General features: G+C 63.6%; 23 protein-coding genes and 1 pseudogene. 15 read left to right on the top strand and 9 right to left on the bottom strand.

What is annotated here, in order from left to right:
- The gene (cydB, locus tag NTCA1_RS23005; protein ID WP_133085147.1) at nt 1-999 is read left to right on the top strand and encodes a cytochrome d ubiquinol oxidase subunit II; all 999 of its coding nucleotides are present in this window, start codon (nt 1-3) and stop codon (nt 997-999) included.
- A complete protein-coding gene (locus tag NTCA1_RS29175; RefSeq protein WP_133085146.1) occupies nt 999-1,103 on the top strand; it encodes a DUF2474 family protein in 105 nt (34 codons plus the stop codon). The genes cydB and NTCA1_RS29175 overlap by 1 nt, the downstream gene beginning before the upstream one ends.
- 35 nt (nt 1,104-1,138) lie before the next feature.
- On the opposite strand, the gene NTCA1_RS22995 is transcribed toward NTCA1_RS29175, so the two are convergent.
- The 3 genes from NTCA1_RS22995 to NTCA1_RS22985 all read right to left on the bottom strand — a co-directional run bounded on the left by NTCA1_RS22995 (nt 1,139) and on the right by NTCA1_RS22985 (nt 3,700).
- A complete protein-coding gene (locus tag NTCA1_RS22995) occupies nt 1,139-1,699 on the bottom strand; it encodes a DUF2141 domain-containing protein (RefSeq protein WP_133085145.1) in 561 nt (186 codons plus the stop codon).
- A 220-nt stretch (nt 1,700-1,919) separates the two neighbouring features.
- On the bottom strand, nt 1,920-2,303 hold the full coding sequence (locus tag NTCA1_RS22990; RefSeq protein ID WP_133085144.1) for a DUF190 domain-containing protein: 384 nt from the start codon (nt 2,301-2,303) through the stop codon (nt 1,920-1,922).
- The gene (locus tag NTCA1_RS22985) at nt 2,303-3,700 is read right to left on the bottom strand and encodes a voltage-gated chloride channel family protein (protein ID WP_133085143.1); all 1,398 of its coding nucleotides are present in this window, start codon (nt 3,698-3,700) and stop codon (nt 2,303-2,305) included. Before NTCA1_RS22985 ends, NTCA1_RS22990 begins: the two co-directional genes overlap by 1 nt.
- A 224-nt stretch (nt 3,701-3,924) precedes the next feature.
- Between NTCA1_RS22985 and NTCA1_RS22980 the strand changes: the two genes are divergently transcribed.
- Nucleotides 3,925-4,191: a hypothetical protein gene (locus NTCA1_RS22980; protein ID WP_133085142.1), complete on the top strand. Its 267-nt coding sequence runs from the start codon at nt 3,925-3,927 to the stop codon at nt 4,189-4,191.
- 17 nt (nt 4,192-4,208) lie between these two features.
- Here the strand turns inward: NTCA1_RS22980 and NTCA1_RS22975 are convergent, their stop codons facing one another.
- The 3 genes from NTCA1_RS22975 to NTCA1_RS22965 all read right to left on the bottom strand — a co-directional run bounded on the left by NTCA1_RS22975 (nt 4,209) and on the right by NTCA1_RS22965 (nt 6,873).
- A complete protein-coding gene (locus NTCA1_RS22975) occupies nt 4,209-5,279 on the bottom strand; it encodes an AI-2E family transporter (protein ID WP_133085141.1) in 1,071 nt (356 codons plus the stop codon).
- Nucleotides 5,280-5,290: 11 nt separating this feature from the next.
- Nucleotides 5,291-5,464, bottom strand: coding sequence for a DUF1328 domain-containing protein (locus NTCA1_RS22970; RefSeq protein ID WP_133085176.1), 174 nt, complete (start codon nt 5,462-5,464; stop codon nt 5,291-5,293).
- Between the two features lie 95 nt (nt 5,465-5,559).
- Nucleotides 5,560-6,873, bottom strand: a complete 1,314-nt coding sequence (locus tag NTCA1_RS22965; protein ID WP_133085140.1) for an SLC13 family permease — start codon at nt 6,871-6,873, stop codon at nt 5,560-5,562.
- 108 nt (nt 6,874-6,981) lie between these two features.
- Between NTCA1_RS22965 and NTCA1_RS22960 the strand changes: the two genes are divergently transcribed.
- The 5 genes from NTCA1_RS22960 (at nt 6,982) to NTCA1_RS22940 (ending at nt 12,648) form a co-directional block, all read left to right on the top strand.
- Complete coding sequence (locus tag NTCA1_RS22960) at nt 6,982-7,872, top strand: hypothetical protein (protein WP_133085139.1); 891 nt, start codon at nt 6,982-6,984, stop codon at nt 7,870-7,872.
- A 154-nt stretch (nt 7,873-8,026) separates the two neighbouring features.
- Nucleotides 8,027-9,781, top strand: a complete 1,755-nt coding sequence (locus NTCA1_RS22955) for a chloride channel protein (RefSeq protein ID WP_159831984.1) — start codon at nt 8,027-8,029, stop codon at nt 9,779-9,781.
- A 560-nt stretch (nt 9,782-10,341) separates the two neighbouring features.
- Nucleotides 10,342-10,626 carry a hypothetical protein gene (locus NTCA1_RS22950; RefSeq protein ID WP_133085138.1) on the top strand — a complete coding sequence of 95 codons (285 nt, stop codon included), beginning with the start codon at nt 10,342-10,344 and terminating at the stop codon, nt 10,624-10,626.
- 193 nt (nt 10,627-10,819) lie between these two features.
- Nucleotides 10,820-12,253, top strand: a complete 1,434-nt coding sequence (locus NTCA1_RS22945) for an ATPase domain-containing protein (protein WP_133085137.1) — start codon at nt 10,820-10,822, stop codon at nt 12,251-12,253.
- A gap of 35 nt (nt 12,254-12,288) precedes the next feature.
- A complete protein-coding gene (locus NTCA1_RS22940) occupies nt 12,289-12,648 on the top strand; it encodes a response regulator (RefSeq protein WP_133085136.1) in 360 nt (119 codons plus the stop codon).
- Between the two features lie 93 nt (nt 12,649-12,741).
- On the opposite strand, the gene NTCA1_RS22935 is transcribed toward NTCA1_RS22940, so the two are convergent.
- From NTCA1_RS22935 to NTCA1_RS22925, 3 genes and pseudogenes are all read right to left on the bottom strand, one after another.
- Nucleotides 12,742-13,866 carry a serine hydrolase gene (locus tag NTCA1_RS22935; RefSeq protein ID WP_159831982.1) on the bottom strand — a complete coding sequence of 375 codons (1,125 nt, stop codon included), beginning with the start codon at nt 13,864-13,866 and terminating at the stop codon, nt 12,742-12,744.
- A 250-nt stretch (nt 13,867-14,116) separates the two neighbouring features.
- Nucleotides 14,117-14,326 carry a hypothetical protein gene (locus tag NTCA1_RS22930; RefSeq protein WP_159831981.1) on the bottom strand — a complete coding sequence of 70 codons (210 nt, stop codon included), beginning with the start codon at nt 14,324-14,326 and terminating at the stop codon, nt 14,117-14,119.
- A 307-nt stretch (nt 14,327-14,633) separates the two neighbouring features.
- Nucleotides 14,634-14,789, bottom strand: a pseudogene (locus NTCA1_RS22925) (Tn3 family transposase); the annotation flags it as partial.
- Between the two features lie 797 nt (nt 14,790-15,586).
- On the opposite strand from NTCA1_RS22925, the gene NTCA1_RS22920 reads away from it, so the two are divergent.
- The 7 genes from NTCA1_RS22920 to NTCA1_RS22890 all read left to right on the top strand — a co-directional run.
- On the top strand, nt 15,587-15,844 hold the full coding sequence (locus NTCA1_RS22920; protein ID WP_159831980.1) for an EF-hand domain-containing protein: 258 nt from the start codon (nt 15,587-15,589) through the stop codon (nt 15,842-15,844).
- Nucleotides 15,845-15,963: 119 nt separating this feature from the next.
- Nucleotides 15,964-16,686 (top strand): response regulator, encoded by a 723-nt coding sequence (locus tag NTCA1_RS22915; RefSeq protein WP_159831979.1) that lies wholly within the window; start codon nt 15,964-15,966, stop codon nt 16,684-16,686.
- 2 nt (nt 16,687-16,688) lie between these two features.
- Nucleotides 16,689-18,035 (top strand): ATP-binding protein, encoded by a 1,347-nt coding sequence (locus tag NTCA1_RS22910; protein WP_159831978.1) that lies wholly within the window; start codon nt 16,689-16,691, stop codon nt 18,033-18,035.
- Nucleotides 18,036-18,140: 105 nt separating this feature from the next.
- Complete coding sequence (locus NTCA1_RS22905) at nt 18,141-18,707, top strand: RcnB family protein (protein ID WP_159831977.1); 567 nt, start codon at nt 18,141-18,143, stop codon at nt 18,705-18,707.
- A gap of 122 nt (nt 18,708-18,829) precedes the next feature.
- A complete protein-coding gene (locus tag NTCA1_RS22900) occupies nt 18,830-19,603 on the top strand; it encodes a hypothetical protein (RefSeq protein ID WP_159831976.1) in 774 nt (257 codons plus the stop codon).
- 123 nt (nt 19,604-19,726) lie between these two features.
- Nucleotides 19,727-20,818: an efflux RND transporter periplasmic adaptor subunit gene (locus tag NTCA1_RS22895; RefSeq protein WP_159831975.1), complete on the top strand. Its 1,092-nt coding sequence runs from the start codon at nt 19,727-19,729 to the stop codon at nt 20,816-20,818.
- Nucleotides 20,815-23,866, top strand: a 3,052-nt coding sequence (locus tag NTCA1_RS22890) for an efflux RND transporter permease subunit (protein ID WP_159831974.1), incomplete at its 3' end; no start/stop codon positions are given. The genes NTCA1_RS22895 and NTCA1_RS22890, both read left to right, overlap by 4 nt.

Below are 23,866 nucleotides of genomic sequence, written 5' to 3'. Positions count from 1 at the left end.
ATGCTCGACCTTACCGTCGTTTGGGCCGCCATCATCGGCTTCGCCATCATCGCCTATGTCGTAATGGACGGGTTCGACCTTGGCATCGGTATCCTCTTTCCGCTGTTCAAGGTGGGCAAGGATCGCGACACCGCGATGAACAGCATCGCTCCGGTCTGGGACGGAAACGAAACCTGGTTGGTGCTGGGAGGCGGCGGTCTGCTCGCCGCCTTCCCACTTGCCTATGCCATCATCCTGCCGGCCCTTTATGCGCCGCTCATCGCGATGCTGCTGGGCCTGGTGCTGCGCGGCGTGGCGTTCGAGTTTCGCTGGCGCGATCCAGCACATCGAGCCGTTTGGGACATCGCCTTCACCGGCGGCTCGGCTGTGGCGACGTTCGCGCAGGGGATTGCACTGGGCGCGCTGCTTCAGGGCATCAGCGTTTCGGGACGGGCCTATTCCGGGGGATGGTGGGAATGGCTCTCGCCTTTTTCCCTGCTCACCGGCTTTGGCCTGATGATTGGCTACGCACTGCTTGGCGCGTGCTGGCTGAACTGGAAGACCGAAGGGGGCTTGCAGCGGCAGGTCGTGACTTATGCCGGGCGACTGGGCATTGCCCTTCTGGTCGTGATCGTCGCCGTCAGCCTCGCCACGCTGACGCTGGAAAACAGCTATCAAAGTCGCTGGCTGTCGTTCCCCGGCGTGCTTGCGACGGCGCAGGTGCCGCTGGCGACACTGATCGTCACTGCCCTTTTCTACCGGAGCCTGTCGCGCCGCAAGGATGCGCAGCCCTTCTTCTGGGCGCTGGCCCTGTTCGGGCTGTGCATTGTCGGCCTGGGCATCTCGATCTGGCCCGATGTCATCCCCGCGCGAGTCACGATCTGGGAAGCGGCGGCACCCTATCGCAGCCAGCTGTTCATGCTGGTCGGCGGGGGCGTGCTGGTGCCAGTGATCCTCGCTTATACAGCGTGGGCCTATTGGGTATTCAGGGGCAAGGTCAGCGGTGAGGGGTATCACTGATGCGCGCGAGCCTTGCCAAATTAGGCTGGTTCTTCGGGATCTGGGCGGCCAGCGTTGCAGCGCTGGGGTTGCTATCCCTTATCCTGCGCCGATGGTTGTCATAAGCCTGACCCCACCTCTCCCAGCGTAATGCTCATCATCACATGTACCTCATATTTATATGTATTTCACGCAATCCGCTCACCGCGACGCTTACTTTTCTATAGCTTGGCTTTCCCAAGTTCCAAATGGTGATTGGCGGATTTTTCGACATTCCGCCGCCATCCTTGGTGATGTCGGTCTTGCCGTTCCCATTGATATCGTGCCTAACCGCTATCGCGTAATCGCCTGGCCCGTCTACCGGGATACAAATTCTCATCGAAGGTGCGTGAGCTGAAACTTCAATACGCTTGAGCCACTGACCTTTTCGCAACCAATCTGATTTTGTCGCCCGATAGCTTTGGATGCGCATAGTTCCCTGGCTTGCTTTGATGCCGCTAACGACTGCTAAAATCGCGTTTTTCCGGCCATCACATTGGTCGAGGTGATTACCGATCCTTTCTCCTGCTCTAGCTTCAATTGGCTGAGCGGAGATAACCAAAAATACGGCACCAACGGCACCAGCAGTCGCCCGGCTATGACGCCATTTCTGCAAAGTCTTTTCCTTTGTTGTTATACTGACGGGCTTGAGAGCTGTCTCAGCCACAATGCGCGCTGGCATCTTCGAATAGGCCTACGTCAACGATACTCTGTCGGATCATGCCGATAGCGGGCTGAACTTTCGCTTAAGGGGGGCAGGATTGGCTTTCACCAGCGTCAGATCGATCTCCTAGATTATCGCCTCAAGGAGCGTTCTCGCCGAGGTACTGCCGAACCGCGCCGATTAGAGAAAGAGCGCGACCTCGTTGCGCTGTTCGTTCCCGATCAGCAGGCGCTAGTTTTCACGCGTTAGCCGGGAGGGATCCAATGCTCCAATGCTCCAGATGCTTGTAGACTATGACCTTGTTGGCGAGCAGTTCGCAATGTCGTTCGCAGAAACGCTCGAGTTGGCGTCGTCGACCGATCAGTTCGACACACATTGTCAGATGCGGATTGGATAGCTCTGCGCCATTCTCCATGACGGGACCATGGTTGCTAAAGCCATAGAAGGTATGGTGGGCGACGGCATTCATAAGACGATCGCGCTTCGCTTGGCTGACGAGCTCTCGATAAAGCGGCTTGCCGGACCAGAAGGCACGCGGGCGCTTGCCGACCTTATCCGATGGCTTGAGATAGATGCGGATCATGCCGACCTCTGTTGTTGTGATCTTTCGCAATTCCGACATCAATCGCGCTCCTTCGTGTTGATCGAGGATGGGGCGTCTGTAGTCCGGCGGACGGCCCGCGCATGGCGAAGCGTTATGACGCCCGGGCGTCCCGCGCCGCCACGCTTGGGCACAGCGATTCGCTGCGAGAGGTAGATGCCGTTATGGCCCGAACAGATGTAGGCAACGAAACACGCCACCGCGATCGGTACGGCATACGCTGACCCGAACAGTTCGATGCCCATGATGGTACAGGCCAGCGGCACATTGGCTGCGCCTGCGAACACCGCGACAAAGCCAATGCCGGCGAACAGGTCGATCGGCGCATCGAGCGGGCCGGCAAGGGCGTTGCCAAGCGCCGCGCCGATGAAGAACAGCGGCGTCACCTCGCCGCCCTTGTAACCCGCACTCAACGTGAGGACCGTGAAAAGAAGCTTGAGCGCCCAACTCCATGGACTCGCCGGCGTGGTGAAGAAGCCGGCTATCGTGGGATCGCCGGGGACCGCCGACCAGACGCCCAGTCCCAGATAGGCGCGCGTGCCAACGCTGTAGGCGAGCGCGATGACGACCACTCCGCCGACGGCTGCCCGGAGCGGTCCATAAGGAATTAACCGCTTTAGCAGGCCGCCCAAGGCGTGATTGGCTTCGGCGAAGACCAAGCCCGCCAAGCCGAAGGCGATGCCTGCGAGCGCCGCCTTTGCGAGCAGCATTGGTTCGACCAACAGCGCCCCTGAGGTCGATGTCAAATTGGCAATGTTGTACGCGGCGTGATGGATGCCCCAGGCGTGGCAAACCCAGTCCCCGACGACCGCGGCGAGCAGGCAGGGCACGAGGCCGGAATATTCGACCCTACCAACCGCCAGCACCTCGAGCGCAAACACGGCACCAGCGATGGGGGTACCGAACACGGCACCAAACCCCGCCGCGACGCCTGCCATGAGCAGAATGCTAACGCCGGAGGCATCGAGACGGAACAAGCCGGCAACCGCGCTGGCAAGGCTACCGCCGAGTTGCACCGCAGTTCCCTCCCGGCCGGCCGAGCCGCCAAACAGGTGTGTGGCGATCGTGCCGATAAATACGAGGGGCGCCATGCGCAGTGGCACGCCCCCGCCCGGCTCATGTATCTGTTCGACGATCAGGTTGTTGCCGGCTTCGACCGGGCGGCCGACAAGGTGATAGAGAAGCGCGATCGCCGCACCGCCCACCGGGAGCAGGAACAACAGCCATGGATGGTCGAACCGCGCCTGCGTGGCGGCGTCCAAGCTCCAGAGGAAAGCCGCGCACAAGGTGCCCACCGCCGCCGCCATAGGCACGAGAATAAGGGTCCATCGCAGCACCGACATCGCATGATCATGGCGGTCACGGATGAATGCTGCGACATTCAAAGTTCGATAGAGATTGCGAAAATTAGCGCGCACTATTCCTCCTTGCTGCCTTGCGGCGCCAAGTAGGAATCATCGTCCCTTGTGAGGGCGGTTCGGCGAGAGGCCAGGCAGGAATCCATTGCCTGCGCCTGCACTATGCGAAAGCGATGGTCCGGGTCAAGACGCGCCTAATAGCCCGTTCGGGTAGAAGCAAGCCTGCATGGATTTTCGCACCAGACTTAGGTAAGGCGCGCTCGGTCGATGCGAGATGGCCGGCGATGACGACAACATTCGGCTCCGCCTGCTACCGCGGAAGGAAGCTCCACGAGCGACAGCCAACATCCTTCCCGGAAACGAAGGGACGAAAGATCATTCCAAAGGAAATTATGGTATTCGCCGCTCTTGCCGCTGGCGTAACGGCAGGCCTGGTGGCTATCACAATTGCGGTAAAGTCTGGGGATGCGGCCACGTCGATTCTATGCTTTGGCGCAATGGTGTGTATTGTATTTCTCATTGCAAAGCTGATTAAGGGATTGTTGCAATAGTATTTTCTTCCTGCGCTTTAGCCCGCGACGTCGATTTTCTTGCCCAGCAGGGTCCGCACGTAGATTCGCTGCACGAACACAAAAGAGACCACGGTCAGTGGCGCTGCCAGTAGGACGCCCAGGAAGCCGAACAACGTGCCGGCGGCCACTACGGCGAAAAGGAGGAGCGCTGGAGGCACGTCGACAGCCTGCTTCTGGATCATGGGCTGGAGGAAATTCCCCTGAAGCTGCTGCACCGCCAGGAATAGTCCTATGGTCCAGAGAGCCGAAGCCGGGGAAACCGTGAACGCGAGCAACACGGCGGGCACTCCCGAAATGATGGGGCCGACCATCGGGATGACATCCAGCAATCCTGCGATCACCCCAAGCCCGCCAGCGGCAGGAACGCCCAGAGCGGCCAAGCCGCCCCAGGTCAGGGCAGCCACGACCATCGATGAGATCAACTGGCCAAACATCCATCCGCGCAGGCCTCGACCGGCGTCGTCCAACGCGGCAGCCAGTGGCGCCTCCGCACGGCGCGGCATAAGTAACAGCAGTCCGCGTCTGTAGATACTTGGATCGCCTGCAATGAAGATGGCACCGACCAGGACGAGCACAGCGTTGGTCAACACATTTCCGGCCGTTAACACGTAGCCTCCGGCCCGCGATACGACCTGCGAAACATCCCCCCCGCCCTGATCCAGCAACTTTCGAACCGGCTCGCCGAGCCCCAGGCGTTCGACAAAGGCGAGGATTTTCTCGAAAGCGGAAGGTAGAGCGCTGCGGATGGTATCGAACTCGCGGGCCAGTTGCGCGCCGAACAGGAAAAACGCTGCGGCGAACACGCCGAGGAACGCCAGCACTGAAAGCGCCAGTGCCAATCCCCGCGGCGCGCCGAGCAATCGGCAGATGCGGCGCGTCATGGCATCGAAAACGGTGGCAAGGGCGAGTGATGCGAAGACGAGCATCAGCAGTCCCGACAGCTCGACCAATAGCCATGCCACGGCAAGGACTGCGATGACTGTGACGGTCATCACCGCGACGCGCGACGCTGCCGGCAAAAGTGCATCCGATCCACGCGCGGCGGTATCGTTGTTTGTATCGACCATCAGGGTGCAGATCAGCTGACTTTTTTATAAATGGTAAACCCGAGCACCGCGAGCGCAGCCGCGATAATCAGTGCCAGCCAGAACAGGATCTTTGCCAGGTCCCATGCGAAACCTGCCACGCCGCCAAATCCGAGAATGGCGAGGATCAGGGCTATGACAGCGAAAAAGGCCGCGCCTTTGAGCATAAGGTTGTCCTTTTTGGTTTGATGGTAAGGCGCAGCCGCCTTTGACAACCAACTCATCGGGAACGGATTGGCTCCACAGGCAGGCCCGGACAGGTTCAGAACGGGAAGAACCAGTGGATTGCGGCAACCCCCACCGCCCAGGTTATGATGTTCAGCGGCAAGCCTACCTTGGTGAAGTCGAGATAGGCGTATCCGCCCATTTGATAGACCAGGACATTCGTCTGGTATCCAAACGGCGTCGCAAAGGCGGCGCTGCCAGCCATCATGATCGCAACCAGGAATGGACGCGGGCTGACCGCCATACTTTCCGCGAGCGCGACCGCCACGGGCGTCACCAGCACCGCCACGGTGGCATTGGACAGCAATTCCGTCAGGACCAAGGTGGCTCCATAGAGGACGATCAGTGCCCCTAGAGGACCAAACAGGCCGATCCGGCCGATCAGCGCGTCCGTGGCGGATGCCGCGAGCCCGGTCTGCTCCATGGCGATACCGATAACCACCATACCGACAACGAGAAGAAGGATATCCGGACGTAGTCCGCCGTATGCCTCCTCGGGTCGAATGACCCGCAGCAGGATCAGGAGTACGGCACCAGCGAATGACGATGCGGCGATCGGCGCGAGGTTCAGCGCAGCCAAGGCGATGACCCCGACGAAGATGGCGGAGGCGGTTATGGCCTTGCCGGTCTGCAGGGGCCGCTCCACTGCGAAATCCTGCGCATCTCCGACCGTCTCGCCCGCAATGTCGACGTGGCTGAGATGGCGCGGCAATGCCGCCTCAATAGCCGGTGCGTTCGTGGAACGGGCAAGCAGCCTTCCCGAGAACAGGAAGAGATACAGGCCGCCAGCCAACGCGACGGTCAGTCCGACAGGTGTGATCTCGAAAATTGAGAACGGCGGCTGACCTGACGAGCGCGCCATGTCATCCACCAGGAGGTTGGTTGACGTCCCGATCAGCGTACAGCAGCCGCCCAGGACTGCGACGTAGGAGAGTGGCAGGAGGAAGCGTTTGGGGTCGAGGTTGAGCGAAGTGGCGACGTCGCGCACCACCGGCGCGGTCAGAACGACGATCGGGGTGTTATTGAGGAAGCCGGATGCGCCGCCGCTAAGAGCGATCAGGAGCCATAACCCCGCCACGCCAATGCGGCGGCATAACGCCACGGCCTTGCGGATCAAAAGATCGAGTAACCCCGAGAGCTCCATCGCATGCGCGATGACGAACAGGCAAGCCAGCGTGATGATCGCGGGACTGCCGAACGCGGATTGCACTTCGCTAGGGCGGACCGCACCGGTCAGCAACAGGATGGCCGCCCCCGTCAACGCCACCACATCGGCCCGCAGCTTGTCCCAGATCAGAGCGACGATCACGCCGACGAGCACGACGAGAGTGACAAGTTGATCGAGCGTCATGCCCCTGGCGTAGCACAATGCGCTGTCAGGCGCAGGCGAATTGGCCTCCGGCTGTGAAGCGTGGCAAAAGGGGGTCAATTTCCAGCGACAATCTGCTAGGCCGGACGCATGGACGGCCCACGCGTCAAACTTCTCATCCTTTCCCACGTGGTTGCACTGGGCCTCGGGGCCGGGGTAACCGCGGTTGTTCAAACCGCTGCAAATAACAAGCGCGCGGCGGTGCCGGCTTCTACTCCTTCCCCCGCGCCTGTTCCCGAGGTCGAGCCGGCGCCGTTGGTGCAGATCGCGCCGCCCCCTTTAAATCGAGCAGAACTGTTGGCGACTGCGGCGAAAGCGGCCGACACCGCGGCGGGCGGAAATCCGCTACCCCTAGCCAATCGAGACCTGGTGGGCCGCTCGTTCACTATCCGGATGCCGTTCGGTTGTGCCGGGCCTGAAACCGATGGCACGGACAGCTGGGCCGGTTGGACGTACAACGAGAAGACCCGGGCCCTGCGTCTGACCGCTCGTCCGGCAATGCTTGAAGCGGGCGACTGGGCGCAGGACAGGGCGGCAGCGACGGCGTATGACGCGGTAGAGGGATTCTGGATCGACAGACCATGGACCAGCTCAGAGAGCTGCGGCACGCAGATCGGCAAGGAACCGCCGCAGGGCACAGGCATGGGCCCACAGGGGCAAGGAAAAGCGTCCGGAGACCGGTTGGTCCCTAGCCGGCAGTTGGCGATCGCGATGTTCTATGCACCCGGCGCATCCCGGACTCGCCAACGAGGGGGCCGGCCTTATACCTCGACGATCAAGCTCGAGGGTGATGAGGCACCTTCGACAAGAGGGTATACGCTGGTGCTGAGCGGCCGCCTGGCCGCGTTGGACGATGGCCAGCCGGTCCGTTGCCTCCAGAGGAGTCCGGATATTCCGCCTCGCTGCATTATTTCGGTGACGTTCGATAAAGTCGCGTTCGAGCAGCCCGGAAGGGACAAGCCGTTGGTCGAGTGGAGGTGACCTGATGGTTCGCGGGCCTCACTAAGTCTTTTCCTGCATCATCGCTCCCAGATCCGGCTTCACCACCCCGTGAGAACAGGCGACTTTGCAGTATCTGCGTACCGGCCGCCACCTCGCTCTTGACAGTAGCGGCCGGCGCCTCGCATGCGGGGACGTGCGACGCTTAGGGACCCAGACGCTGCGATCCTTCGTTATCCGGCAGCGCCAGCGGCTCCGGGAAAGCGAGATCGCTTTCATCCTGCTGGCGTTAGCGGCGGGTTTGGCAGCCGGGTCGGTCACCAATCTTCTGGGCTACGCCGCCCACGCGATGCAGCGCCTTTTCTACGGGCTGAGTTCCAATCGCCTGAGTGCCCTTGGCGAAATTCACCATCCCTGGCGGCTCCTCGCACTTCCCCTGGGAGGGCTAGGCCTGGTGATGTTCAACCGATTGTTGCGCAAACGTCAGCGCGCACCGATCGACGTCGTCGAGGCGAATGCGCTGCATAGCGGACGTATCCCCTTTCTCGACAACCTTGTGATCAGCGCGCAGACGTTGATATCCAACGGTGCGGGAGCGTCGGTGGGTCTGGAAGCGGCTTATGCGCAAATGGGGGGCGGGATCGCGTCTCAACTGGGCAAATGGTTCAAATTGCGCCGCGCCGACATGCGCACGCTGGTCGGTGCGGGGGCCGGCGCAGCCGTGGGAGCGGCGTTCGGCGCCCCATTGGCCGGCGCATTCTACGCATTCGAGATTGTCATCGGCGCCTACACGCCGGCATCGGTCGCCCCCGTCGTGGCTGCGGCGCTGGGTGCGGCATTCGTCACCCGATTGCTGGGTATCGAGCCCTATCTGATTGCGTCGAGCGCCGACCGGGTTCTAGGCGTCGGCGACTATGCTCTTTACATCGTCCTCGGCCTTATCTGCGCCCTCGTCGGCATCGGACTGATGCGCCTGGTCACCTTCGCGGAAGGGCAGGCGCAGCGCATGAAACGATTGGTGCGGTGGAAGCCGGTGGTCGGCGGTTTGCTTTTGATGCCATTGGCGATGATCTCACCGCAGACGCTATCGTCCGGGCACGGCGCGATGCACCTCAACCTCGCGCTGCCCCCTGCCTTGCATGTGCTGCTCATCGTCCTCGTTTTGAAGATAGCGGCGTCGGCGATTTCGATCAGCTTCGGATTCCGCGGCGGACTGTTCTTCGCATCGCTTTTTCTCGGATCGCTGGTGGGGCTTATATATGCGACCGGATTGGCGATGCTGCCGTTTGGTGTTGCGCTCGATCTGAACGATGCGGCTTTGGTCGGAATGAGTGCGCTTGCCGTGACGGTAGTTGGCGGACCGATGACCTTGGCGATGCTGATGCTGGAGACGACGCACGATTTCGCGCTGATGGGCGTCGTCCTGGCCGCGTCACTTGTCTCCGGCACCTTTACGCGCGAGACGTTCGGTTATTCCTTCTCCACCTGGCGCCTGCACGTCCGCGGTTCGATAATCCGTAGCCCGCGAGATATTGGATGGATGCTCAGCCTGACGGCGGGACGTCTGATGCGCAAGGACTGGACGAGCGTGTCTGCCGACGCTTCCGTTCAGGAGTTTCGAAACAGCATTCCTCTGGGTTCGACGGCCAAAGCCGTGCTGGTCGATAGCCAGGGACATTACGCCGGTGTGGTCGCGACCGCAAAGGCTTACGACCCTCAGCTTGATCCCGACACCCCGGTGGCCGCGTTAGCAGTCTTGACCACGAACGTGCTGACACCGACAACGTACATCCGTGCGACCCTCAAGGCGTTCGACCTTGCTGCGGCGGACGAGCTGGCGGTCGTGGACGGTGTCGGGCGGGTCGTCGGGGTAGTGACGGAACGGCACGCACGCCGGCGCTATTTCGAGGAGATCGAAGCCTCACAGCGCGCTCTGTTTGGAGAGAGCTGACGGGCCGGTAGATTACGAGTCTTGCTCGCGGCGGCAGTCGGGGCACCGTCGATGAAATGAGCAGTCCGCGTTTCTGGCGTTACAGAACCAGGGCGTGGCCAATGCCTTGCGGAGGTATCTGAATATTTGTCGAAACATGGTCACCCTTCCGCGGCTCGATTGGACCTTTGTTCGCACCTCCGCCTACGCTCGCGTAGCGGGTGCCTGGAAGTTCCCGCGCCAGCACGAGCGCCGGCTATTTGAACACCAGGGCGGAGCGCCTACCCTTAAAAACCAGCGATCTCAACCCGAAAACCCGGGTTCCGTTAGGGACCCGCGATATCCTGAGTATGCGGCTCGACGGTGTGAATGGCAGGTATCAGAGCTTCATACTGGCGCACCGCGCCAGCTTCGAAGTAGAGATCGATGAGAGGCCGTCGGTCCTCGGCCGACGCTGAAGGCGCTTGGATGAACCGTCAAACCTTGGTCGATAAAGGCGTAGCCAAGCCTCATAAAGGGCGCTTGTTTGCCGCCGGCAGCTGGGAGAACTAACCGTGAAGGCAAGATCGGGAAAAGAGAAGATGCACGATGACCTCACCAACGTGGGCCTGCGCGCGCAGGCCACTGCGGTCGGCGTCGTCCAGCTTTGTCGCGAACTGCACGGTGCTGGCCTGCTCACAGACGACGCCATTGGCCGCATCAAGGCCTCTATCGCTGATGAGCTCGAGGTCAATGCGCCGAGGTCGATGACCGTCCAGCAGTACCGTCACGACGTCCATGCACGTCTGGACCGATTGTTCGACGGCGAAGCGAAGGTAGGTGACGCTCAGGGGCTGCGTTTTGCTTCTGGTGAAGAAAGCCCATAGGGTCCCGGCCAAACAACCGCGGGAGGCGGGAGGAAGCCCATGCGCCTCGCGATGCGTATTGCAAAGGTGGGCCCTCCATCCAGCTCGGCTGCGTAATCTGATGCGAATGCCGTGTTTTTGGGCTTCCCCATCGTACGCGCCGCGATATGACGTGCGCGGATCAGATTAAAGCGTTCAGGCAGGAGTGTTGGCAGTGGAGGAGTTCTCGCGGATTGCGAGCGGGATCAAGGGTCTTGACCAGATCCTCGATGGGGGGCTCATCAAAGGTGCGTCGTACATTGTCCAGGGCCGTCCCGGTGCCGGCAAGACCATCCTGTCTAACCAGATCGCGTTCCATCATGCGGCGGGCGGCGGCAGCGTGCTGTTCGTCACGCTTCTGTCGGAAAGCCATGATCGGCTGTTTCAGGCATTGGGGACGCTGGACTTCTTCAACGCGCAGCGGCTCGGGAATGACATATCGTACGTGAGCGTGTTCCAGACCATGCGCGAGGAAGGCCTCGATGCGGTGGTCCAGCTGCTTCGCCGGGAAACCAAGCGTCGTAAAGCCACGTTGCTGGTTTTCGACGGCCTCTTGAACGCGCGCGACCGCGCCGACACCGATTTCGACGTCAAGACGTTCGTGGCCGAAGTGCAGGGACAGGCCGCATTCGTGGGCTGCACGGTGCTGTTCCTGACGAGTGCCAGTCTGGAGGAAACCAGCCCCGAGCACACGATGGTCGATGGCGTCATCGAGATGGGCGATATGCTGGCGGGCGTCAGGACAGTCCGCCAGCTGCAGGTGCGCAAGTCCCGCGGCAGCAAGGCCCTGGGGGGCCTGCACAAGTTTGAAATCGATCGACGCGGAATCACTGTCTACCCCAGGATCGAGACGGTGTTTGCCGAGGCGCCGGAAGCCTGTGAGTTGCCCTCCGCACGAATGAGCACCGGCCTGCTGCTTCTCGACGATCTGATGGAAGGAGGGCTTCCTGCGGGGTCGATCACGCTGGTTGCGGGCCCGACAGGTAGTGGCAAGACGACGCTGGGTCTGCATTTCCTCGCTCGCGGGACGGCTGATGAACCTGCTCTTCATTTCGGTTTCTTCGAAAATGAAAAGCGGCTCCGAACCAAGGCAGCCAGTCTGGGTATTGCGCTGCCGGAGCCCGACAGCTCCAGTCTGACCATACGCAACCGGGCACTCGGGGAACAATTGATCGACCGCCTTGCGCACGAGTTGATCGACGAGGTCCAGGAGCGGCAAGTGAAGCGGCTCTTCATCGACGGCCTCGGGGGGTTTGAGCGGGCTGCGGTCCATCGCGACAGATTGCTCGAATTTTTTGCAACCCTCACGAACAAACTTCGTTCGCTAGGGGTTACGACAATGGCGACATGGGAAACCCGGGAGATTCTCGCGCCAGAAGTGCATGCCCCGTTCGGGCAAGTGTCTGCAGTGCTCGATAACCTTGTTCTCCTGCGACAATTTGAAGAGAACCATGAATTACGGCGCTCCATCTCGATCCAGAAAATGCGCGAAAGCGTGTTCGATTTCGCGCCGCGGCAATACGCCTTCGCCCAGGACGGATTTAAGATTGACGAGGGGCAGAGGGTGAACGCTAAGGGATCCGCCGCTTCCGCCACAGCCGCCAGTTAGGCCGCCATGATAGCGCTGGGCAGAGGCACACAATCATGGCACTGATAGTCGTTGCGGATGATGAATTTCTGTTGGCGGCCATGCTCGCCGACATCCTTGAGGATGAAGGGCACGAGACGACTTTGGCGTCCCACGGCCACGAGGCTTTGGAACGAATCCGCACGCGCCGTCCGGCTTTACTGATTACGGATTTCATGATGCCTATCATGACCGGCCTTGAGCTCGCGCAGGCGATCAAGGCCGACCAGGAGATTTCGGACATCCCCATCATTCTGGTCAGCGGAGCGCAAGGCGACATCGCTAGGCAGCATGGAGACCTGTTCGCTGAAGTTCTGGACAAGCCCTACCGGCACGCCGACCTGATTGCAGCCGTTGAACGGCTGCTTCCCGGATAGGCTTTGCCGGTGCATGCGCTGCCAGCATGCCTTGGGCCATTCTAACAGGTTATTGATGTCGTTTCATAAAATCCGCGTACTGCGCGCTCATCCTCAACGTTTCAATGCAGCGGTTACGCCGCGTGACGGGCGCATTGGTAGCGCCGCATCGTAGGCGATCACGGCCCGGACAACGTTTTGCATGACGACCATCCTCGACCAGATCGGCGCCGCAGTTCGACGGATCATGACGGCGACCGCGTATGACCGGCCCCCTGGAGAGGTGAGTATGCCGATATCATTATAGCCCGTTTGCGTCGCGCCGATTTCCTGTCCTGTACCTGTTTTGTGCGCGAGCGACCAACCAGGTGCGAGACCTCCCTTCAGTCGCTGCGGTCCGGTCCTTGTATGGGACATGGTGCCCAGTAGCCGCGCTGTCGACGACGCTGAAATGAGTTCCCCTCGTTGTAAGCGAGCCAGAGCGTTCACGACGGCAACCGGCTGCGCGCCGTCGACGGGATCGGCGACATAGGCGTCGAACGCCGCACGGCGCCGCGCGAGCGGAACCTGAGCTCGGGCGCGAAAGAATGCGTCGCCGAGAGAGTATTCCTGGTGCCAGGTCAGGCCGGCGATGCGGCTCTGCATCAGTCGCTCGCCCGGGCCGAACCGAACACCGGCTATGTTGTTGGCATCAATGAACGCTCGCACCGACCCGGGCCCGCCGATTGCCCGCAATATGAAGTCATTACAGGTGTTGTCGCTCTGCTGCAGTGCACGGCTCATAAGGGCACCAAGAGTGGTGCGGTATCGCCCGGCGGTGCGGATCTCATTCGCTATAGGCTGATGAAAGAGGGTCAGGTCTGATGGTGTCAGCACAACGGGCGTGTCCAGCTTTATTCTGCCACGGTCAGCTGCGTCGAGTGCAGCAAGCGCTACCCAAAACTTGCTCACGCTCTGCTGCGGAAAGAAGGTGCGACCGTCAAATTCGGCGACTGCGCCCGTCTGCACGTCCTCGACCGCAATGCCGATGTCACCGTCAAAGCCTTGTCCCAGAGCGGTGATCTGTTGTCCCAGCGCAGCCGATGCATCGGAACTGAGAAGCGGCGGCTGCGCGTATGTCCTATCGACTTTCGCGGCGCCCCGGGAGCAGGCCGTCTGGGCCACCACCAAACTGGCTCCCACTACCAACAGGAGAGCCTGCTTTCCAGTCCGCATAGCGGGCAGGTTTCCGTTCTTCAAGCATTCCCCCTCTGAAATCGGTGTCTTGAGTGGCCTGTCTGAAGGGCGCGAAAACGTCATGTAATTCCTTGGAAAAAATCGACAGACGGGACGCCATCCGGGACACGTTGAAGCCGTTTGCGATAAAGCTGCCGCGGCCCCTCTACGCAGCATCCCTATTGGCAGTACCGATTATGAATTTTGTGTGGAGGCGCTATGCACAGCGCACCGGCCCGCCGATATTTACAAGGACGGCGGCCAAATTCACCCTCTATAACGCGGCAATCCCTAGCCCGGGACGCGCGGCCGTAAGTGCGATCCGCCGGTAGATCCCGGTCACACCCTGGCGCGTGCAGGGCGTAGTGCCGATGGTGAAGGTAATACGCAGGAGCGCCCCGTTTTCATCGGTCTCACCCCAGAGGGCATCGGCGATTTCCTTGGCACGCTCGCAGCGGCGATCGACCCCGCCCCTGCGAAACAATACCCTTCACTGATCGCGCTTACCAAGCGCCAGACGGCGATCCGCCGCATGGTGTCAGCCGACATCAGGCCGAGGCGCGGCAGGTTGATGAATTCCTCGATTGCGCGGATCGTCTCGTACCATCTCGAGAAGGCCGATTGCTGATCGGATTTCGCCAGCGCCGCGTGCAACCCGGCGCTGTGCTGGCTGATCTGTTCCCGGATCAACGCGCGCGCGTCGTCGCCGACAAGACGATCGACTGACTTCTATGCAGTCATCGCCCCGCCCCCGACATGGGGTCGGTTCCGGCTGAGGGCGGACTGACACCCTAAGCACTGGCGTCCTTGGGCCAAAGGTACTCGCCGGTGAGCAGGGTGTGTGCCCATCCGAGCGGCGAAATGTGAGCGAGAAGGTGGGCGGGCGTATCGAGTCCTTTCCGGCGTCGGACGTCGACGGCATCGCCAAGGTGCAAGGTGTTCCAGTAACCGCCTGACTGCAGAGTTCGTCGCTGCTGGATTGATCCGACTCATTCGAAGGTGAGCGCTACTTCGCCAATCGCCCCTATCACGTCGTGCAGACGCCTGAAGAAGACACCGGTCAAGCCGGCTACATCTTTACAACGCAGGTCGCCTACCGACCAACGTTAGTCGTTCGCGGGCCCAGAAAGGCCGATGATGCCGAAAGCTGCCGGTCATTTGCGTGACCTCATGTTCAGATTCCAGCTCGTTCCTTGATAGCTCGGCGAACGCTGCAATCCTGCGATCTCGGGTTTGCTACCGGCTACATTGACGATGCTGGGGATCAACGTTTAATGGTAGCGATCTCGCGTGGCCTTCTCGAGGATGGGGTCAAGGAGTGATACCGAGCGCGGGCAGCACCAGCACGTCGATCATCCCGACATGCTTGGTGCCAGTTCCGCCAGCGTCAGGTCGCCACGGATCGCCTCGACCGCCACCTTCGCCTTGAAATCCGCGCTGTAGCGCTTCCTCGTCGTGGTCATTCACGTACCAATCCTTCAGGTCGGGAGTAGCATAACACCCTGCCCAGAAAACCGGGACCACCTCACTCAGCGGGTGGCAGATCAATGGGCCGCCTTCCTTGAATACAGCTTGAGCGAACTTCCGTCGGTCTGGTGCGAAATTTTTCGCAAAGATCGCGAGACGTGCTTTCGACGCCCTGCTGCACAAACTGTTACAAGCAGGAACAATCGTGCCCAATGCGCACGGAACCGCGCCGCTATTGGATCCTCAGCTCGATTCCGGGCTCATCTGGAGTGACACGATGAAACTGAAACTGACATTGCTGATACTGGCAGCCAGCCTGCCGTTTTCCGCCGCCCACGCCCAGGATCCCTCCGCAGCCGACAAGGCCCGCGACGCCTTCATGAAGGTCGACACGAACTCGGACGGCGCTCTCGACCTCGCGGAATGGAAGGCCGCCGGTCGGCGCGAGCGGGGCTTCACGATGATCGACGCCGATAAGGACGGCAAGGTCACCCCCGCGGAACTGCGCGCCGCCATGGCCAAGTATGGCAAATAAGCCAGCGTGCAACCAGCCACCGAAATGCAGAGCATGATGCGGTTGAACCGACCGGATCATGCTCTAGCATGAAGGACATAGGAGGCCGGCACGGCTGAATTCCACAAGGTCAGGACCCCATGGATTCCGAAGGAACGATCGCCATCATCGAGGACGACGTCGCCATTCGCGACCTGGTCGCCGAAGTCCTCAGGGCCAACGGCTTCGTGGTGGAAGGTTATGGCGATTCCGCCGCGTTCTTCCGTCAGGCCGACGTGCCTTCGCTCGACTGCCTGATCCTTGACCTTATGCTGCCGGGCGAGAGCGGGCTTTCCATCTGCCAGACCCTGCGCGTCAAGGTTCCGCAGTTGCCGATCCTGATCGTCACTGCCAAGGGCGACGACATCGACCGGATCATCGGCCTCGAGTGCGGCGCCGACGATTATCTGCCCAAGCCCTTCAACTCGCGCGAGCTGCTGGCGCGCCTGCGCGCGATCCTGCGCCGGACCAAGGCGCCCGGGCAGGCGATCGAGAGCCCCGGGGCGGAACTCTACCGCTTCGCGGGCTGGACGCTCGCCGTCGATTCCCGCGACCTGATCGACCCCGACGGCCGCCCAGTCACCCTGAGCACGGGTGAGTTCGACCTGCTCCATGCACTCGTGATGCACCCACGCCGCGTGCTGAGCCGCGACCTGCTGCTCGACATGACGCGCGGGCGCATGGCAACGCCTTACGACCGGGCCATCGATGTGCAGCTCAGCCGCCTGCGCCGCAAGCTGGGGGACGATCCGCGCGAACCCGTGATGATCCGCACCGTGCGCGGCGATGGCTATCTGTTCGCGCCCAGCGTACTGAAGATCTGACGATGCGCTGGCTGCGCCCGGTCGATGGCCTGCGGGTGCGGGTAGGCCTGATCGTAGTTGTCCACCTTGTCGTGGTCGGCCTGACCATCGCCCTGATTTCCAGCAAGCAGAACCAGCCCGACGCCGAGCTGTTCCGGCTGGTACCGGCCGAAGAGGCACGGGCGATCGCCATCGCCGTCGAAGCGACCCCGCCTTTTGCCCGCGAAGCAGTGCTGCGCGGCCTCAGCATCAACACCACGCTGGTCATGCTGGGTGACAGCGTGCCTCGCGACGACAACGCCCACGTCGACCTGCGGGCACCCAGCGCCGCCTATCGCGCCGCCCTGCAGGGGCGGCCGTTCCACGTCGACTTTCCACCCGATGCACGACTGACCAACCTGGGCCGAGGTCGCCAGTACTCCGAAAGCCCGATCCGCGTGCGGGTGCGTCTGAACGATGGCACCGTACTGATCATCGAGCGCACCACGCCCCCGGCGATCGCCGGGTTCGTGATGAGCCTGAACGCCATCCTGATCGGCGTCTCGGCGGCGAGCGTGCTTGTCGTCGTCCTGATCGCGGGCCTGACCACGCGTCCGCTCTCCCGCCTTGCCCGTGCGCTCGAGAAAGACGGTGCCAGCCTGTCCGCCCCCGATCTTCCCGTGACCGGTGCCCACGAGATCCAGCAACTCTCGATCGCCTTCAACAACATGCGCCGCCGCCTGCGCGACCTGGTGGAGGAGCGGACGGGGTTCCTCGCGGCAGTCGCGCATGATTACCGCACCTACCTCACCCGGTTGGAGCTTCGCGCCGACTACATCGGCGACCCTCGCCAGCGTGCGCTGGCGATGGCGGACCTTGGCGAGATGAGCGCGCTGCTCGACGACACCCTGACTTTCGCGCGCGATTCCGCGACGCCGCCGCGCCCCGTCCACGAGACGACCGACATCGGCGCCATGGTGAGCGCTGTACTGGAAGCGCGCGCAGCCCAGGGCGAAGACGTCACGGTGACGTCGCTGCCGCCGACCGGCCCTGTCGTGCGGATCGATCCGCTGGCGATGCAGCGTATCATGGCGAACCTCGTCGACAATGCCGTGCGGTATGGCGAACGGGCCCGCCTGTCCGTCCACGAACACCAGGGCCGCATCGAGATCCGTGTCGACGACGACGGACCGGGCGTGCCCGAAGCGGACCTCAAGGACCTGACGCGCCCGTTCCACCGGCTCGACCATTCGCGTGCGCGCCACACCGGCGGAGCCGGGCTCGGGCTCGCGATCGTCGATGCCCTGGCCCAGCAACATGGCGGGACGCTGACGCTCGGCAATCGCGACGGGGGAGGCTTCAGCGCCTCGGTGGACTTGCCCGCCGCCTGACCGGCGCCGCGGGAGCGGTGGGCGTTACACGGTGTTACCATGTGCAGATCACGTTGTTGCGCAAAGGCGGCAATCTTCTTCGGGTAGCCAACCGGAGAAGTCCCGATGCCAAGATCGTCCTGGTCCACAGTCATGAAGCGCAGGGCGCTGCGGGCCGGCAGCCTCGCCGTCCTAGCGGTGTCGATGCTTGCCCTCTCGCCCGCCACCGCCGATGACCATCGCCCGCCGCCGCATGGCCATAACCCGCCGCCTCCGCACGGCCATGCCCCGCCGCCGGGGCACGGTCATCCGCCAGTCCATGCGCCGCCGCCTGTATATGTCCGCCCGCCGGTGACCGTAGTGCGACCCGCACCGCCGGTCCGCTGGTATCCGGGCAATCCCGGCTGGTGGCACGGGCATCCCGACTTCGTCGGCTATGTCGGTGTCCGGCGCGGATACTATTTCGCGCCCGGCTATGGCTACTACCCCGTCGCAAGCGCCTATTATGGCCGGGTCTGGGTGGTGGGCGCTGTCCTGCCGGTGGAACTGCGGCGCTATTACGTCGTCAACCCGGGCTACTACGGACTGGCCGTAGCACCTGCGGGACACGCCTGGATCTACGCCAACGGCAGCATCGTGCTGGCATCGCGCACCACCGGCGTGATCGTGCGGACCGTTCCGCGCGTCTGGTAGATCTTTCGGTTTCGGCGCGCCTTCTACCCCCCGCCCCCGCCTCGGGCGCGCCGGTGCGGCGTGGCATCCTTCCCCAGGGCATGCCGCGCCGCACACCCCCCCCTTCACAATGGTGTCATCTCATGAAGCATGTCGTTGCCGCGGCCATCCTCGCGCTGGCCGCAAACCCCGCCCTCGCCGCGTCGCCGCCGAGCCTCTATCCGGTGAGCATAGGCCACGAGACCGCCCGCTTCACGCGCGGCGTGCCAACGGTCGACCTGCAGGCCCCCGATGGCGCGGTGCAGATCACCCCGCGCCCGATCGAGAACGGCGCGCTCGTCTTCGATGTGGCGGTCTACAACCGGGGCAACGGTCCCGCCAATATCGGCGTCGAGAACGTCAGCGTCTCGCTCGGATACCAGCCTCTCGCCGTGCAAAGCCACGATGGGCTGGCAGAGGCTGCCGAAAGCAAGGCCCGTCGCGCCCGGATCGGCACCGCGCTCGTCGCGGGCACGCTGGCCGCGGTCTCCGCCTCGTCGAGCGGCGAGCGCTACGCCTACCACGGCCATGTCGCGACCCCGCACGGCGTGGTCTCGCGCACCATCGTGTGGGAGGACAACCGCGCCGGTCAAGCTGGCGCGGCCCTGGCGGTCGCGGGCGGCGCAATGGCGATAGGCTCGATCCAGCAGCGGCTCGACTACACGATGCAGCAGATCGACGGACAGATCCTGCAGACCACGACGGTCGATCCCGAGGCCAGCTTCGGCGGCCGGATCGTGACCGCCGCCCTGCCGCGCTCCGGCGGGGGGCAGGACGTGCGCGTCACGGTGCGCTGGAACGGCCGAGACTATCCCTTCGCGTTCCGGCTGCTTGCCCCCGGCGAGGTCCCGCCGCCGTTCGAGCACGCCGGAAGGTAGCGGCGTCCAAGGCGGTTACAAGCTGTTACCAGGCGCTCATCGCGTTGTTGCCCGCCCCCGCCATTTGCCCCGCCTCCTACGGCAATTTCCCTGTCTTTACAGGGCTTCAAGCAAGGGATCACAATGGCGCGTCTTGCCCTGGTTGTGCCGCTGGCGGCGCTTCTTCTCTCCGCATGTCACGAGGCACCCCCGGCCAAGGACGAACGGCGGGCGGTCTCCGTCGTGCAGCTCACCGCGAACTCCGGCCGAAGCGCGATCACCTATGCCGGTGAAGTCCGCTCCGCCTTCGAGAGCCAATTGGGCTTCCAGGTGGCCGGTCGGATCGTCGAGCGGGCGGTCAACGCCGGCGACAGCGTGCGCGCCGGTCAGGTGCTGTTCCGCCTCGATGGCAGCGACTATGCCCGCGCGCTCGACAGCGCCGCCGCGCAGACCGGCGCGGCCCGGTCGGCGGCAGCGACGCAAGCCGCCGATCTCGCACGCTCGCGCGACCTGCTCGCGCAAGGGTTCATTTCGCAGGCCGAGTTCGACCAGCAGAAGGCCGCCACCGATCAGGCTCAGGCGCAGCTGCGCGCCGCAGGGGCGCAGCGCGGCACCGCCGCCGCGCAAGTCGGCCGCACCGTCCTGACCGCACCGCGTGCGGGCGTGGTCACGCAAGTCGAGGGCGAGGTGGGACAGGTCGTGGGCGCGGGACAGGCGGTTCTGACCTTCGCCGATCCCTCCCGACCCGAAGTCGCCGTCTCGCTGTCCGAGGGCGGGCTCGGCCCCGTGCAGCGCGCGAAGCGGCTCAGCGTCACGCTGTGGAGCGATCCCTCGCGCAAGTACGCGGTGAAGCTGCGCAGCATCGCCGGCGCCGCCGATCCCGCGACCCGCACGTTCGCTGCCCGCTTCTCCATCATCGCCCCCGGCAAGACGCTGAGGATGGGCGAGACCGCCGAACTGCGCATCGAGGACGAGAGCGCGGCAAGCGGCATCCTCGTGCCCCTCACCGCGATCGCGCAAGGCCAAGACGCTCAAGGCCACGACAAGGCGCAGGCCTGGGTCGTCGACCGGCGCACGATGACCGTCCGGCCACGGGCGGTGAAGGTGGGGCAAGCGAGCGGCGGCAACCTTACGGTCCTGTCCGGCCTGCGTCCCGGCGAGACGATCGTCACCGCCGGCATCCACCTGCTGCGCCCTGGCGAAAAGGTCCGCATCGCCGAGGTGCCTGCCTCGTGAGCGGCTTCAACCTTTCGCGCTGGGCGCTCGGCCACCAGCAGCTCGTCGGGTTCCTGCTCGCCATCGCGTCGGTGGCGGGGCTGCTGTCGTACCTTTCGCTCGGGCGCAAGGAAGACCCCGAGTTCACCGTCAAGACCATGATGATCACCGTCGGCTGGCCCGGCGCGACCGCCGACCAGATGGCCGAGCAGGTCATCAAGCCGATCGAGACGGTGCTGACCGAGAACATCCCCGACATCGACTACGTCAAGAGCAAGGCCCGCCCCGGCCAGGCGACGCTCAACGTCACGCTGATCTCCACGGTCAAGGGCAGCGCGGTGCCGGACATCTGGTACACCGTGCGCAAGACCGTGACGGACCACCGCGCCGACCTGCCCGACGACGTCGTCGGTCCTGCATTCAACGACGAGTTCGGGACCACTTACGGCAACATCTACGCGGTCACCGGCCCCGGCTTCGCCTATCCCACCCTCAAGCGCTACGCCGAAACGCTGCGCGACCGCATCCAGGCGCTGCCCGACGTCGCCAAGACCGAAGTGATCGGTGCGCAGGACGAGGCCGTCTACGTGACCTACGACAGTGCGCGGCTGGCGATGCTGGGCATTTCTTCGCAGGCGATCGCCGACGCGCTGGACGGCACCAACGCCGTCTCCGCCTCGGGCACCGTCGATGCTGGCGCCGAACGCGTGCGGCTGCAAGTTGCCGGCGCCTACGGCTCGCTCGAGGCGATTGCGGCGACGCCGATCTTCGCCAACGGCAAGAGCGTGCGCCTCGACGCCATCGCCAAAGTCGAACGCACGACCAAGGACCCCGCCACCTTCAGGATGCGGTTCGGCGGCGAGGACGCGGTGGGCGTGGGCATCAGCCTGCGCGACGACGGCAACGTCGCCCGGCTGGGCAAGAACCTGAAGCAGACAGTGGCTTCGTATCAGGACGAACTGCCGGTCGGCGTCGAAATCCAGACCGTGTCGGACCAGACCAAAGTGGTGGACGAGTCCGTCGGAGAGTTCACCCGCTCGCTGCTCGAGGCGGTGGTGATCGTGCTCGTCGTCAACTTCCTGTCGCTCGGCTGGCGGCCCGGCATCGTCGTCGCACTGTGCATCCCGCTGGTGCTGGCGATGACTTTCGCGGGCATGAGCTACATGGGCATCGACCTGCAGCGCATTTCGCTGGGTGCACTCATCATCGCGCTGGGCCTGCTGGTCGACGATGCGATCATCGTGGTCGAGGCGGTAAGCACCCATCTCGAGGCCGGGTGGACCCGCACCCGCGCCGCGATCAGCGCCTACACCACCACCGCGATCCCGATGCTGGTCGGCACGCTCATCACCGTCGCGGGCTTCCTGCCGATCGCGATGTCGAAGGCGACGGCGAGCGAGTACGTTATCTCGCTGTTCCAGGTCATCGCACTGTCGCTGGTGCTGTCGTGGTTCGTCGCGGTGATCTTCACGCCGTTCCTCGCCTATCACCTGCTGCCCCAGCGCGCCGACGCGCGAGACGACGCGGGCGAGCCCGAGGAGCAGTACGAAGGCCGTTTCTACCGCTGGTTCCGCCGCGCGCTCGACCGCTGCCTCGATCGCCGCAAGACCGTCGTCGCTGCGGCCGCCGCACTGTTCGTGGGCTCCGTGTTCCTGTTCCAGTTCGGCGTGCCGCGCCAGTTCTTCCCGGCATCCGACCGGCCCGAGTTGGTGGTCGACCTGCAGCTTTCCCAGAACGCCAGCTTCGCCCAGACCCAGGCCGTCGCAGCGCGCATGGAAAAGCTGCTGGCGAAGGATGAGCGCGTGATCTCGGTCACGAGCTACGTGGGCGGCGGATCGCCGCGCTTCTACCTGCCGCTGAATGTGCAGACGCCCGACATCACGCTCGCCGAACTGGTCCTCCAGACGAAGGACGAGGAAGCCCGTGAGGACGTCATCGCGCACGTGCAGGACCTGTTCGCGGCACAATTCCCCGAGGCGCGCGGGCGCGTCAGCAGGCTGGAGAACGGACCTTCCGTCGGCCAGCCGGTGCAGTATCGCCTAGCCGGCCCGGATCTCGATGCGCTGACACCTTTCGCCGAGAAGCTGGAAGCGGTTGTCCGCGCGGACAGCCATTCGCGCGACGTGAACAGCGATCTCGGCGAGCCGCTCAAGGCGGTCCGCGTCGATCTCGACCAGGACAAGGTGCGTGCCCTCGGCCTTTCCACCGAGGCGGTGCAGAAGACCCTGCAGGCAGCGATCGCCGGGGCCGGCGTCACCACCTACCGCGACCGCGATCTGGCGCTCGATGTCGTCATGCGCCTCGACACCGCAGAGCGCACCGACCTCGGCCGGATCGCCAACCTGCCGATCGCCACGCAGAGCGGTCCCGTGGCGCTGTCGCAGCTGGGCCGGGTCACCGCGAGCAGCGAGCCGGCGTTGCTCTACCGGCGCAACCGGCAGGCGACGATCACCATCGCCGCCGACGTCGAGGGCGAGCAGGCCACCGACCTCACCAAGCGCCTCGAACCCCAGGTCGAGGCCCTGCGCCAGGACCTTCCCGCAGGCGCGTCGCTGGTAAACGGCGGCTCGCAGGAGCAGAGCAGCATCAACCAGCGCGCCACGATGGCCGCAGTGCCTGCCGCGATGATGGTGATCGTGGTCCTGCTGATGCTGCAGCTCCAGAACGTCAAGCGCATGCTCGTGGTGCTGGCGACCGGGCCGCTCGCGCTGATCGGCGTGGCGCTGATCATGGCGCTGTTCCGCATCCCGTTCGGCTTCGTCGCCATGCTGGGCTCGCTGGCGCTGTTCGGCATGGTGCTGCGCAATTCGGTGATCCTGATCGCGCAGATCGACGCGCTGTCGGGCCACGGCCTCTCCATGCGCGAGGCGGTGCGCGAAGCGGCGGTGCATCGCCTGCGCCCGATCATGCTCACCGCGCTCGCCGCCATCCTCGCGATGATACCGCTGACCCGCTCGACGTTCTGGGGGCCTATGGCCTGGGCGATCATGGGCGGGCTGATGGTCGCTACGATCCTTACCCTCGTGTTCCTCCCGGCGCTCTACGAACTCGTGTTCGACCGCGCGGGCA

Source organism: Novosphingobium sp. TCA1 (genome assembly GCF_009811895.1).
Classification (GTDB): Bacteria; Pseudomonadota; Alphaproteobacteria; order Sphingomonadales; family Sphingomonadaceae; genus Novosphingobium; species Novosphingobium panipatense_A.
The sequence above is the reverse complement of the archived record's forward strand: the minus strand, read 5'-3'. Positions and strand labels throughout refer to the sequence as shown.